This is a genomic window from Erwinia sp. QL-Z3, assembly GCF_004551645.1.
GTDB lineage: Bacteria > Pseudomonadota > Gammaproteobacteria > Enterobacterales > Enterobacteriaceae > Erwinia > Erwinia billingiae.
In genome coordinates, this window is record NZ_CP037950.1 from 1,821,639 (window position 1) to 1,834,793 (window position 13,155).

Here is a 13,155-nt window from a genome sequence, read left to right on the forward strand (position 1 = left end):
ATTAGTGGATCTGATTATTCCAAAAATCACAGCAGTGTCGTTAAGTGCGCGATTTGAATGGCAGGGATTAAGTTAAGTGATTATGAAGAAATATCATCATGGGATTTCTCCTATTTTATTTCCAAACCCCTTAGTTAGCTTTCGATATGCAGGTTTTTGATATAAATTCGTCTCATGAAATCTTCAATGCCAACATGTGATTCAGAATACTCCCGCATGTGCAGCCTGAAATTTGTGCCATGATAATTAGCGCCAAAAAGTGACTTGTGAAAAGGTTTACATGAATTTAAGCGCGTAATTACCCTGGCTATTTTTCAGCGGTGAAGCGCTCAGACAAAAAAACGCATTTGATTGCGAGCGGATTAGGAATTGTCCGTATTATAAATTTTAGGTCCATTTTTATCGCCAGGTATATTGAGCGTTAATCTTTTCCGTTTTCGACATGGACGTGCCGAGTTATTGCAATAAGTGATTAGTTTTACAAAGGATGCTTCGATGAAACACAGCGCAATGTCAAACGCCATCTGGATGATGTCGGAAAAGGTCGTTTCCGTATTTGGAGTGATATTTGTCACATCCTATGTCGCAAAATCCTTTGGCCCCTCAATATTCGGGCAAATAGCATTTTCTGCATCACTTTTTTCAATTGTTCAGACTATCGCTATTTTCGGTACTGAAACCATTCTGTTTAAAAGTATCAGCAAAAGTGCGCCAAAAGGAATACGGCTGATGGCGGTGGCCAAACAGCTGAGAATGGTTTTGTTGTTAGTCTTATCTTTGCCGGTATTAATTTACGTCTGGCTGGAGATGCGGGAAAACTTTTTGGTTTTTGCGGTCGCGTCATTCTTGTCGGCAATGTTTGTTACGCAGGATATCTTCAGCGTTTACAACAATGCCCGGTTAGAGTCCCGGATGAACACGGTGGCGAATGCCACGGGAATGATCATCAGTTTTGGCATCAGCTTTCTGGTGGCCTGGTTCAAACTGAGTCCTTTGCTGCTGTCGTTTTCAATCGTGGCGGTCACGCTGGTGCCGTACATGATCAAGCGCAGCCGGTTCCTTCAGGCGAACACCATCAGCTCGCCGCCTAAGCGCAAGCACAGAAGCTATTTGCGCTACCTGTTACATGCGGGACTCCCGCTGGCCATCTCCAGCGTGTTCATCTCAATACAGGTTAAGCTGGCACAATTTTTCCTGGTAGGCGTGGGCTCAGCGCATGAGCTGGGGCTGTTTACCGCCGCCAACACTATCTCTGCTTCGTGGATTTTTATCCCGGTAGCGATCATTACATCCTGCTTTTCTGAGATCTTCAGGGAGCGTGCGGATGTGGCAGTAAAACTGGCCGCAAGGCTGAATGGCTATGTAATGGCAGTTTCCTTTTTGATGCTTCTTGTCGTCGCGCTGTTTGGCGAAAAGATCATCACTACCCTTTATGGGCATGACTACACACAATCAGGAAATCTCGTTACGTTATTGTCGTTAGCAACCTGCTTTTCGGCAATGGGAACAGTAGCTTACCGCTACATGGTGAAGGAAGGTGGTTTTAATTACCTGCTGGTCAAGATCGTGGTGCTGGTCGTAATTAGCGTGGCAACCAACTGGTTCTTCATCCGTTTCTGGGGATTAACAGGCGCAGCCTGGAGCGTTCTGGTCACCGAACTGCTCTCCCTGACCGTAATGAATTATTTCTTTAAGAATGCCGTCATTCTTAAAATACAGCTTTCCTCACTTAACTACAAAACATACAAATGAGGTAAAAAATGTTAAAACTCAAAGCAGAATTGAGAAAAGGCGTCTTATACCTGCTCAAGAAAATGCCGTGGTCTTATCAGGACCGAGTTTACTATTTTCACACTTTTAAGCGGTTACCTAACATTCGCCAGCCGAAACTGTTTAATGAGAAAATTCTGTACCGCAAATTCGTCACTGGCGACTATGTTCGTTATGGGAATCTTTCGGATAAAGTTTTAGTGCGCGATTACATAGCAAAAACAATTGGTGAAGAGTATTTAATTCCTTTGCTGCATGAAACGGCCGATCCGATTTCATTGCTGGGGCTTAAATCCTTAAAAAACACCGTTATTAAACCGAACCACGGTTCTGGTATGGTAGAAATCTTTCTTGAAGAACCAGACTGTATTCAAAAACAGTTGCTGGTGCGCCGGTGTGAAGAGTGGTTGCGCTGTGATTTCTCGCATCAGTCGCGGGAAATTCATTATCGCTACATTAAGCCGCGCATTCTGGTGGAAGAGTATGTTGGTGATGGCAAGTTTGCCGCCATCGATTACAAATTCCACATGTTCAACAAGAAAGACGGCAACTTTGAGTACGTGCTGCAGATCATCTACAACCGCTGTGGCAACTCACCGCTGTCGATGAACTTCTACGTCAACAACCTGGAGCAGTGCTTCTACAAGATCCGCGATACCGGACTGGATATCAGCGGGGATATGGAAACGTTGAAGAAGGCGCTGGAGTTGAGCAAAAAGCTGGCCAGTGACTTCGACTATGTTCGCGTTGACTGGTACATCAGCGAAGGGCAAATCTTCTTTGGTGAGCTGACCTTTACGCCGGGTGCAGGCATGGTGACCGGGCTGGATATGGGCCTGGATAAGATGATGGGTGATATGTGGTTGCAGGAACACAAAGCAGCCGTATTGCCAGCAACGTCAGGAAGCGTTACGCCGCTGCCGGTGGCCTTTAAGAAGTTTTGATTGCGCCGAATACAATAACGAGCCGCTGACTCTCTGAGTCAGCGGCTCGTTTGTTTTCAGGGCATAGGATAATCAGTTGGGGTGTGGCTCATCACGTCGATAAACACATCTTTGGTGATGTGCCAGAAGTTATGCAGGTTATCCATACTCAGAGTGATACCTAACAGCCCGGTAACGAACCAGCATGACATGCCAATACCCACGCCGGTGAAGACAAAGGCAATGCCTTTATGGCTGGCCTGACGGCACTTCACGTTAAAGGTGCTGGCAATAAACATCATTACTGCACTAACCAGTTCCCATCTCATCAATACCAGGCTAGCGGTTAAGGTACCCATATCGTTCAAACTCCGAGATTTACTGCCCTGACAAGAGGCGGTGTCATCACCGATCCAGACGAAAAGTTGCCAGGTTGCTTTTCACTTGAACGGACATAACAGGTCACAGAAGTGTGATGACGGTCACATTATATCACTCGATTTTAAAATTTGAACAAAATTTAGGCCTGGTATGGTAGTTTTTTGTCAGTGGAACATTAAGCCTTTTATTAACTGAGGTTTACCAATTTAATTCCAAAATATGGGGAATAATCCGTATAGGGAAAGAATGAAAACCGTCTTACAGGCTATATTACTGCGCCTAATTCCTTATATTTTGGAAAATAATTACTCTCCGATATCAATTTTATTTTTAATTTAAAGCAGTTAGCTTTATTTTGAGACGACAAATGACAATTAAACTCATTATAAATGATTAGCCCGATCGTCCGGTTCCACCTCTTATTTTCAACGGCACTGATGAAAACTCAGCAAAAACAGGTGCTTGATATTGCTAGCAATTAGCGGGGTTTTTCCATACTTAAACCTTACTTAGCTTTTATTTGACGCGACTCAAGTCAAATTTCCTCTTTGAGATGAATCCGACCTCTTAAAAGTTGTACAACCCGCCAATGGGTTGTAGGATTTTTCATGGTAAAAATCCTTATAACTCATTCCCTTCCATTGCCACAGGGCGGGATCTCTACACCTCAAATACAGCTCACGCCATATTCGCTAAAGCGAAATGCGGTAACGGAGCAATAAAAACAATAAAGGAGGCTTTGTGTTTTCGACTGACGCAAAACAGCGCCCGCTGACGCCTGATGACGTGGCGATCCTGAGTAGCCACTACGTGTTACGGGTCCAGCACAACCAACAGGGCCACATTACCTCTGTGGAAGCACTCCGTGCACAAGGCTAATTCAACGGCTAAAAAACCGCTGCTGACCTTACGAAAAAGTCTGCAACGCATTCATCTGGTGATCATCGTGGTGTCGCTGTTGTTCAGCGGTATCTCGCTGTCGGTGCTGTCGATGTTTGCCCTGCGCAGCTATGCGGAAAACAATCTCCAGCTGGTGGCCACCACCCTCGGCTACAGCGTGCAGCCGGCGGTGCTGGCGGGCGATGCGGATGCGGCTAACGACATCGTGCGGCAAATCGGGGCGAAGGCGGAGTTTGGCCACGCCAGAATTGTCGATGCCAGTAATCGCCTGCTGGTGAACTGGCCTCCATCCGGGGCGCAACATCATCAGGGCGCCGGGGAGCTGGTCACCCACTGGATTTTCCCGCAGCCTGCCAACGTGCCGATCGTGCACAACGGCAAGGTGATTGGTCAGGTGTGGTTGAGCGGTGATGCCAGCCGGGTGCTGCATTATCTAAGCCAGGCGTTGAAATGGCTGAGCGGCAGCCTGCTGGTGACCGCGCTGCTGGCCTCGTGCCTGTCCAACCGCATGCACGCGGGGATCCTCAGCGGACTGCAAAATATTGCCTCGGTGGCGCACGACGTTCGCCGACGGCGCGCCTTCTCGCTGCGGGTGCCGTCATCGTCGATTGCCGAGCTGAACAAGCTGAGCGGGGATTTCAACAGCCTGCTGGATGAGCTGTCAGACTGGCAGACCCATCTGCAGCGCGAAAACGACTCGCTGGCCCATCAGGCACGGCATGATGCGCTGACCGGCTTGCCCAACCGGACAGCGTTTGAGCAGGCGTTGCACACGCTGATGAACAACCCGCAAACCGCCGATCGGGTGGCGGTGCTGTTTATCGATGTTGACCGCTTTAAAGAGGTGAACGATACCTATGGTCACGCTGCCGGGGACAACGTGCTGACGGAAACGGCACATCGCCTGCGTGGCAGGTTGAGGAAAGATGATTTAGTGGCGCGTCTGGGCGGTGATGAGTTTGCGGTGCTGTTGTCGGGCATCGAAAACGGCGAGCAGGCGGCCAGAATGGCTGAAAACGTCATCGAAGCGATGCGCGAACCGATCAGGTTGACCGACGGTAAGACGGTGGCGCAATCGCTGAGTATTGGCGTGGCGCTGGCCAAAAATCACCGCACCGGTGAGGCGATGATTGCCCAGGCCGATGCGGCGATGTACCACATCAAGGAACTGGGCGGCGGCTGGTACTTCTCCCCGTCATTCTGGGGACAGGATCCGCAGGCCGCGCCAAAGATGCGTAACCGGGCCTAGTTACAGGCCGGGCTGTTGCTGTCCTGCTGCACTTTGCCGTAAGCGGAGCTGGCAAAGTCGCTGCAGTCGAAGCTGTAGCTCACCTGGCGGGTCAGCGACTGACGGCGCATGGTGTGACGGTAGGCGGTCGGCGTCTGCGAGAACTGGCGGCGGAACACGCGGGAGAAGGTCTGCTGCGAGTCGTAACCGTACTGCATGGCAATATCAAATACCGGGCGCTGGGTCTGACTCAGCGCTTCGGCCGCCAGCGTCAGCCGACGCTCACGAATATAGCCGCCCAACGTCTGTTTGGTGACGGTGCGGAACATCCGCTGCAAATGCCACTTCGAATAGCCCGATTTCGCGGCCACTTCATCAATCGACAGGGTTTTATCCAGGTTGGTTTCAATCCAGTCGGTAAGGGTGTGGATGATGTCGTCATGCATGCTGCTCTTCTCCCTGGCGAAATAATTTCTGGTCGTCTTCTCAATGGCTGCTGAGTATAATTCCTCAAGTTAACTTGAGGTAAAGAGCTAAATGAAAAAAAGTCGCAACTGCCCCAACAAGCGAGAACTGACCCCAGGCGACGTAGCGCAACGCTGCGGCGTGGCGGTCTCTGCGCTGCACTTCTATGAAAGCAAAGGGTTAATCACCAGCTTCCGCAATGCCGGTAACCAGCGGCGCTATCACCGCGACGTGCTGCGCCGGGTAGCGATCGTGAAAATTGCGCAGCGCATCGGTATTCCGTTGGCCACCATTGGTGACCATCTGATGCAGCTGCCGGCGGGAAACCGCATGTCGCCGAAAGAGTGGAAGGTGCTGACCGAGAAATGGCGCGAGGAGTTGGATCGGCGCATCGAAACCTTAACCCGGCTGCGTGACGATCTGGACGGTTGCATTGGCTGCGGCTGTTTGTCAATGCAGGATTGCCCGCTGCGCAACCCGGACGACAGGCTGAGCGAGCGCGGCACCGGCGCAATCCTGCTGGAGTCTTAGCGGGAGTGAGCGGCATCAGGCTGTGGCGGAAGGTCTATACTGATAACTCTTCGTATAACACAAGGTTAGAGCATGATCACCGTTCACCATCTGAATAACTCCCGATCGCAGCGTGTGCTCTGGATGCTGGAAGAGCTGGAAGTGCCTTACCAGATCAAACGCTATCAGCGTGAGAGCACCATGCTGGCCCCGGACGCGCTGAAAAAAGTGCATCCGCTGGGTAAATCCCCGGTCATCACCGATGAAAATCGCGTGATTGCCGAATCCGGCGCGATCCTTGAATACCTCGCCGAGCGTTATGACGCAGAAAATCGCCTGAAACTAAATGATGAGGACGAGCGCCTGCAGTCTCGTTACTGGCTGCATTATGCCGAAGGGTCGTTAATGCCGCTGCTGGTGATGAAGCTGATCTTCAGCCGGATGGGCAAGCCGCCGGTGCCGTGGCTGCTGCGTCCCATTGGCAATGCCTTTGGCAAGGGCGTGCAGAAAGGCTATCTGGATAAACAGCTGGCGACCCATCGCGAATTTATCGAACAGCATCTGGCCAGCAACGCGTGGTTTGCCGGCAAGCAGTTCAGCATTGCCGACGTGCAGATGAGCTTCCCGATCCAGGCGCTGACCGCGCGAGGCGGTGCCGCCAACTCCCCGGCCATCCAGGCCTGGCTTGCGAAAGTGCAAAACCGTGCCGCCTGGCAGCGTGCCCTGCAACAGGGTGGTGAAGTGAAGCTCGACTGAATGGATTTCTGCCTGAAATGCCCCTGCGTTTCAGGTTGCTGCAAATATAGGTGCGATCAGGAGTTGATAATGCACTGATAAAGGCTGGATAATCGTTTGCCTTTAAAATAGTGCGGCTTAATGCGTGACGTAGTAAACGTTTGCCTTTTTTCCGACCGTTGCCCGGCTAACGGGTTTTCGCGGTCTGTGAACAGTGCGTCCTGGGATGGTGAAACGTTGAATCAGTCAGCTTCATGCGTCACGCATCAATAACTCATAAGAAATCTCAGGGGATTTTTCACTATGTCGACTCCTTCTCATCAGCCCGGCGGTTCGCTGGACAGCTGGTTTAACATTTCTGCGCGCGGCAGTTCGGTCCGTCAGGAAATTCTGGCGGGCCTGACCACCTTCCTTGCCATGGTTTATTCGGTGATCGTGGTGCCGTCTATGCTCGGCAAAGCCGGTTTTCCGCCGACGGCGGTCTTCGTCTCCACCTGTCTGGTAGCGGGCTTCGGATCGCTGATCATGGGCCTGTGGGCCAATCTGCCGATGGCAATTGGTTGCGCGATCTCACTGACTGCCTTTACCGCCTTCAGCCTGGTATTGGGACAGCATATCAGCGTGCCGGTGGCGCTGGGTGCGGTGTTCCTGATGGGGATCCTGTTCACCATCATCTCCGCCACCGGCATCCGTTCGTGGATCCTGCGTAATCTGCCGATGGGCGTGGCGCACGGCACGGGCGTTGGGATTGGCCTGTTCCTGCTGCTGATCGCCGCGGACGGCGTGGGCCTGGTGGTCAAAAACCCTGCGCCGGGCTTGCCTGTGGCGCTCGGTGATTTCGCCTCGTTCCCGGTAATGATGTCGATGATTGGCCTGGCGGCAATTTTCGGTCTGGAAAAGCTGCGCGTGCCGGGCGGCATTCTGCTGACCATTATCGCCATTTCCATTCTCGGGCTGATTTTTGATCCGGCGGTGAAGTACCAGGGGCTGTTTGCCATGCCAAGCCTGAATGATGCCAATGGTCATTCGCTGGTGTTCAGCCTGGACATTCTGGGTGCGCTGAAGCCTGCGGTACTGCCAAGCGTGCTGGCGCTGGTGATGACTGCGGTGTTCGACGCCACCGGCACCATCCGTGCCGTTGCCGGGCAGGCTAACCTGCTGGACAAAGACAATCAGATCATCAACGGCGGCAAGGCACTGACCACCGACTCGGTCAGCAGCATCTTTGCCGGTCTGGTGGGCGCATCGCCTGCGGCGGTGTATATCGAATCGGCGGCCGGTACGGCGGCGGGCGGCAAAACCGGCCTGACGGCAATCGTCGTCGGCCTGCTGTTCCTGGTGATCCTGTTCCTGTCGCCGCTGGCCTATCTGGTGCCGGGTTATGCCACGGCACCGGCGCTGATGTATGTCGGCCTGCTGATGTTGAGCAACGTATCAAAAATCAATTTTGACGATTTTGTTGATGCGATGTCCGGCCTGCTGGCAGCGGTGTTTATCGTGCTGACCTGTAATATCGTGACCGGCATCATGCTGGGCTTCGGTTCACTGGTGATTGGCCGTATTTTTGCGGGCGAATGGCGCAAGCTGAACGCCGGCACGGTGATTATCGCGGTGGCGCTGGTGGCATTCTATGCCGGCGGCTGGGCGATCTAAACCGTCAGGGGCCGCCCGTCGGCCCCTGATTTTAGCCTTTAAATGCATTAATCCCCCGATAGCGCACTTCCTGTTTTTAAACCCACCGCATTTTTGTTTTACTATTCTCTCAGGTCGATCGTTCCGACTGGCATTTGTGTATTTCGCAGGAAGACAGATAAGGACAACATGGAAATCTTCTTTACCATCCTCATTTTGACGCTGATGGTGTCGCTCTCAGGCGTCGCTGCCCGCATCATTCCGTTTCAAATCCCACTGCCGCTGGTGCAGATCGCCATGGGTGCCTTGCTCGCCTGGCCGACGTTTGGTTTGCACGTCGACTTCGATCCCGAGCTGTTCCTGGTGCTGTTTATCCCGCCGCTGCTGTTTGCCGATGGCTGGAAAACCCCGACCAGTGAGTTTCTGAACCACGGCCGCGAAATTATCGGGCTGGCGCTGGTGCTGGTGTTGATCACCGTGGTCGGGATTGGCTATCTGATTTACTGGCTGGTGCCGGGCATTCCTTTGCTGGCGGCCTTTGCGCTGGCAGCGGTGCTGTCACCGACCGATGCCGTGGCGTTGTCCGGCATTGTCGGGGAAGGGCGCATCCCGAAGAAAATCATGGCGATTTTGCAGGGCGAGGCGTTGATGAACGATGCCTCTGGCCTGGTGTCGCTGAAGTTTGCCGTCGCGGTAGCGATGGGCACCATGGTGTTTACCGTCTCCGGGGCCACCATCGAGTTCCTCAAGGTCGCGATTGGCGGGCTGTTAGCCGGTATCGCCATCTGCTGGCTGTACGGTAAATCGCTGCGTCTGCTCAGCCGCTGGAGCGGTGATGACCCGGCGACGCAAACCGTGCTGCTGTTGCTGTTGCCGTTTGCCTCTTACCTGATTGCCGAACATATCGGCGTGTCCGGGATCCTCGCGGCGGTGGCGGCGGGGATGACCATTTCCCGTTCCGGCATTATCCGTCAGGCACCGCTGGCGATGCGTCTGCGTGCTAACAGCGTCTGGCAGATGCTGGAATTCGTGTTTAACGGCATGGTGTTCCTGATGTTGGGCCTGCAGCTGCCGGACATCCTCACCAACTCGATGAATCTGGCCGAAGCCGATCCTAACGTCGATTTCTGGATGCTGGCGCTGTCGGTGGTGCTGATTTACGCCGCGCTGATGATCGTGCGCTTTAGCTGGTTGTGGGCGATGCAGCAGATCAGCAAGCGCCTGCTGAAGAAGAAGCCGATGGAGTTTACCAGTTACTCAACGCGTGAGCTGCTGATTGCCTCGTTTGCCGGCGTGCGCGGAGCGATCACTCTGGCCGGTGTGCTGTCGATTCCGCTGTTCCTGACCAATGGCGATGCCTTCCCGGCACGTTACGAGCTGGTGTTCCTGGCGACGGGCGTGATTCTGTTCTCGCTGCTGGTGGGTGTGATTCTGCTGCCATTATTGCTGCGCGGCATTGAAGGCATGGATAAAACCGCCCATCGTCATGAAGTGCAGATGGCGCGGGCAGTGATGGCCGGCACGGCGATTGAAAGTCTGCACAAGATGGAAGAGCGTCTGGCCGCCGATACCGAAGAGAACATCGATCCGGAGCTGGTAAAAGAGGTCAGTTCGCGCGTCACCGGCAATCTGCGCCGCCGCGTCGACGGCAAAGAGGATTTGGAGCGCGCGCTGTACGCCGAGAATCTGGAGCGCCGCTTCCGCCTGACGGCACTGCGGGCTGAGCGAGGCGAGCTGTATCACCTGCGCGCCACGCAGAAAATCAGCAACGAAACCATGCAGAAATTACTGCACGATCTCGACCTGCTGGAAACGCTGCTGATCGAGAAAGAAGAGTAAATAGCGCAGGTCGTCTGGATGTGCTGGTGGCTTTCGCCTGGTAGCGTGAGTCGTCTGGATGTGCTGGTGGTAGGGTGAGTGTGGGTTTTTGCTGTTAGCGCGTAGGTCGTCTGGGTGTGCTGGTGATTTGCTCAGGGAGAGAGGGGTGAACGCAAAGACGCCGTAAACCCATCCCTGGGGGCTCAGCGGCGACATCCCTGTCGCCGATGCTTTGCTTATCACCCCTCTCACCCTTCCCCTCAAGCTTCAGCGTTGAATGGTCGATTGTGGACACACACGTCAAACCCATTTTTTTTGACCTGTGTGTCCACCGGCCCAATCCAAAACGTCAGTGTTAGTGGGTGGCGGCATAGAGCACGTTAGCCGGGTGTCTGCAGCAGGGATGCCGCAGCCAAGCCTCCAGGGATGGATTTACGGCGTCCCGGAAAACGTGCTCTATGCTGACGCCTTACCCCGAACCGCCTTTGACCCTAAGCCCTTCAGCCTTTAGCCCTTCACTCTTTCAATCTCCCAACCGACAGCGTCGGGGCCTGGCCCGGCCAGAACTCGCGACAACAGGCAATCCATGCCTGCGCGCTTTTCGACAGATAGCTGCCTTCCCGCCAGATTAACCCCAGCTTCCACACCAAATCCGACTCTAACGGTAGCCACAGCAGATGCTTCTTATCCAGACGCTGGCAAATCGGCTCGGGCAGGATCGCCACGCCCATGCCCGCCTGCACCATCGCCGCCAGGAAATCCCACTGGCCGCTGCGCACCGCGATCTGTGGCGCAAAACCGCTGTTTTGAAACGCCTTCATTAACTGCCGGTTTAACGAAAACTCCTCGTTATAAATCAGGATCGGATGCCCGGCTAACTCCGCAATCGGAATATGCGTGCGCCGCAACCATTCGCTGGTGCGCGGCACCAATACGCATAACGGATGACTCATCAACGGCAGCGAATTGAGCGGCAAATCATCGGCCACCGGCAATGCGGTCAACGCGATATCCAACGTGCCGGACAACACCGCCTGCTGCACGGTGAGGCCGCCAAATTCGGAAATCTTCAGCTCCACGCCGGGATAACGGTGACGGAAGGCCGAAATCGAACCGGCAATCTGCATCCCGACCATCGGCGGGATCCCCAGCCTCAGCTCGCCGGTTTTTAAATCATTGATATCGGTGATTTCCGCTTCCAGCTGCTTAAACTCCTGCAGGATGGTCAGCCCGCGCTGATAAACCGCCTGCCCGGTATCGGTCAGATGCAGCTTGCGACCTTCGCGGATCAGCAACGTGCAGCCCAACTCATCTTCCAGCTGGCGCAGCATCTTACTGATGGTCGGCTGGGTGACAAACAGCTGCTCCGCCGCGCGGGTAAAGCTTTGCTGGCGGACCACTTCGACAAAATAACGCAGGGCTCGGACGTCCATAAACATTCCTGAATGGCATAGTTTGAATAATATTAAGTCATTTTTTTCACTCTTTGTTACCGATTTATACTACCCACTCGCAATCTCGGGGAGAGGTCATTATGGCGTTAGCATTACATCCGCAAAGAACGGGCTGGCTGCAACGTGTTCAGGTGCCATTACAGGTGGCGCTGTATATCGGATTCTTTTTAGTGGCTGAGCAACTGGTGGACTGGCTCCACCTGCCGCTGCCGGCCAATATCGTCGGCATGCTGCTGTTGCTGGCGCTGATTATGCTGCGCGTGCTGCCGCTGGACTGGGTTAAAGCCGGATCCCGCTGGCTGCTGGCGGAAATGCTGCTGTTCTTTGTGCCGGCGGTGGTGGCGGTGGTCAACTACTCGCAACTGCTGCGCGTCGAAGGCTGGCGCATCATGCTGGTGATCGGCATCAGTACGCTGCTGGTGCTGGCAACTACCGCGCTGGTGGTCGATCGCGTTTATCGCTTCGAAATCTGGCTGGCGGAACGCAAACAGGCGCGCAACCATGAATGATCTGCGGGTCAGCGTACTCTGTCTGATCGCCACGCTGGCGATCTACTTCCTCAACAAACGGCTGTATCGCCGCTGGCATAAACTGCTGATGATGCCGCTGGTGATGACGCCGATGGTGCTGGTGGCGCTGCTGGTGATCACCCATATCTCCTGGCAGAACTATATCGGCGAAAGCCACTGGCTGCTGTGGCTGCTCGGCCCGGCGACGCTGGCCTTTGCCGTACCGGTATATGAAAACCTGGCGATCATCCGCCGCCACTGGATGTCGCTGAGCGCCGGGGTGATCACCGCCACCTCAGTTGCCGTGTTCAGCTCGGTGTGGCTGGCGCGCATGTTAACGCTGCCGGAAGCCATCCAGCGCAGCCTGGCAGTGCGATCGATCACCACGCCTTTTGCGCTGGCCGCCGCGAAACAGCTCGGTGGGCAGCCGGACCTGGTGGCGCTGTTTGTGGTGATCACCGGGGTGTTTGGCATGGCGGTGGGCGACGTGCTGTTTATCCGTCTGGCGGTGAAACAGGGCATGGCGAAAGGGGCCGGATTTGGCGCAGCGTCGCACGGTGCCGGCACCGCCCGCGCCTATGAAATCGGCCAGGAAGAGGGCGTGGTATCAAGCCTGGTGATGATGCTGTCTGGCGTAGTGACGGTGATTATCGCCCCGGCGATTGGCCATTTACTGTGGGCCACGGTCTGACAGACACATCCTGTTACTGCTGTTTTGTAATGTTAACTAAATTCTGCGTTCTGTCAGTGATGTCTCATAGGAATACGCTGGCAGTTGGTTTACTCTGCGAGGCCGCCCGTACAGGGTGTGAGTAAATTCATCAGGAGAA

Annotated in this window: 13 protein-coding genes; 10 read left to right on the top strand and 3 right to left on the bottom strand. The window is 54.2% G+C overall.

Annotated elements, in window-relative coordinates:
• The first annotated feature begins 495 nt into the window (after positions 1–495).
• Entirely contained in the window at positions 496–1,752 is a 1,257-nt protein-coding gene (locus E2F51_RS09000) for a polysaccharide biosynthesis C-terminal domain-containing protein (RefSeq protein ID WP_013200387.1), read from the top strand.
• Between the two features lie 8 nt (positions 1,753–1,760).
• A complete protein-coding gene (locus E2F51_RS09005) occupies positions 1,761–2,714 on the top strand; it encodes an ATP-grasp fold amidoligase family protein (RefSeq protein WP_013200388.1) in 954 nt (317 codons plus the stop codon).
• A 56-nt stretch (positions 2,715–2,770) separates the two neighbouring features.
• Here E2F51_RS09005 and E2F51_RS09010 read toward each other — a convergent pair whose 3' ends face one another.
• Positions 2,771–3,052 carry a YjcB family protein gene (locus tag E2F51_RS09010; RefSeq protein WP_013200389.1) on the bottom strand — a complete coding sequence of 94 codons (282 nt, stop codon included), beginning with the start codon at positions 3,050–3,052 and terminating at the stop codon, positions 2,771–2,773.
• A 763-nt stretch (positions 3,053–3,815) separates the two neighbouring features.
• Between E2F51_RS09010 and E2F51_RS23805 the strand changes: the two genes are divergently transcribed.
• Positions 3,816–3,953 (top strand): hypothetical protein, encoded by a 138-nt coding sequence (locus E2F51_RS23805; RefSeq protein WP_167738393.1) that lies wholly within the window; start codon positions 3,816–3,818, stop codon positions 3,951–3,953.
• Positions 3,940–5,223, top strand: coding sequence for a diguanylate cyclase domain-containing protein (locus tag E2F51_RS09015; RefSeq protein ID WP_134823248.1), 1,284 nt, complete (start codon positions 3,940–3,942; stop codon positions 5,221–5,223). Before E2F51_RS23805 ends, E2F51_RS09015 begins: the two co-directional genes overlap by 14 nt.
• Here E2F51_RS09015 and soxS read toward each other — a convergent pair.
• Complete coding sequence (soxS, locus tag E2F51_RS09020) at positions 5,220–5,648, bottom strand: superoxide response transcriptional regulator SoxS (RefSeq protein WP_013200391.1); 429 nt, start codon at positions 5,646–5,648, stop codon at positions 5,220–5,222. The genes E2F51_RS09015 and soxS overlap by 4 nt on opposite strands.
• Before the next feature lie 91 nt (positions 5,649–5,739).
• Between soxS and soxR the strand changes: the two genes are divergently transcribed.
• The 4 genes from soxR to E2F51_RS09040 all read left to right on the top strand — a co-directional run bounded on the left by soxR (position 5,740) and on the right by E2F51_RS09040 (position 10,383).
• On the top strand, positions 5,740–6,198 hold the full coding sequence (gene soxR / locus E2F51_RS09025; protein ID WP_013200392.1) for a redox-sensitive transcriptional activator SoxR: 459 nt from the start codon (positions 5,740–5,742) through the stop codon (positions 6,196–6,198).
• A 72-nt stretch (positions 6,199–6,270) separates the two neighbouring features.
• Complete coding sequence (locus E2F51_RS09030) at positions 6,271–6,933, top strand: glutathione S-transferase family protein (protein WP_134823249.1); 663 nt, start codon at positions 6,271–6,273, stop codon at positions 6,931–6,933.
• 282 nt (positions 6,934–7,215) lie between these two features.
• On the top strand, positions 7,216–8,565 hold the full coding sequence (locus E2F51_RS09035; RefSeq protein ID WP_134823250.1) for an NCS2 family permease: 1,350 nt from the start codon (positions 7,216–7,218) through the stop codon (positions 8,563–8,565).
• A 168-nt stretch (positions 8,566–8,733) separates the two neighbouring features.
• Complete coding sequence (locus tag E2F51_RS09040; RefSeq protein WP_013200395.1) at positions 8,734–10,383, top strand: Na+/H+ antiporter; 1,650 nt, start codon at positions 8,734–8,736, stop codon at positions 10,381–10,383.
• 494 nt (positions 10,384–10,877) lie between these two features.
• Here the strand turns inward: E2F51_RS09040 and E2F51_RS09045 are convergent, their stop codons facing one another.
• The gene (locus E2F51_RS09045; protein WP_013200396.1) at positions 10,878–11,795 is read right to left on the bottom strand and encodes a LysR family transcriptional regulator; all 918 of its coding nucleotides are present in this window, start codon (positions 11,793–11,795) and stop codon (positions 10,878–10,880) included.
• Between the two features lie 101 nt (positions 11,796–11,896).
• Here E2F51_RS09045 and E2F51_RS09050 point away from each other — a divergent pair, with 101 nt between their 5' ends.
• A complete protein-coding gene (locus tag E2F51_RS09050) occupies positions 11,897–12,325 on the top strand; it encodes a CidA/LrgA family protein (RefSeq protein ID WP_134823251.1) in 429 nt (142 codons plus the stop codon).
• Positions 12,318–13,016: an LrgB family protein gene (locus tag E2F51_RS09055; RefSeq protein WP_013200398.1), complete on the top strand. Its 699-nt coding sequence runs from the start codon at positions 12,318–12,320 to the stop codon at positions 13,014–13,016. The genes E2F51_RS09050 and E2F51_RS09055 overlap by 8 nt, the downstream gene beginning before the upstream one ends.
• Positions 13,017–13,155 lie beyond the last annotated feature (139 nt).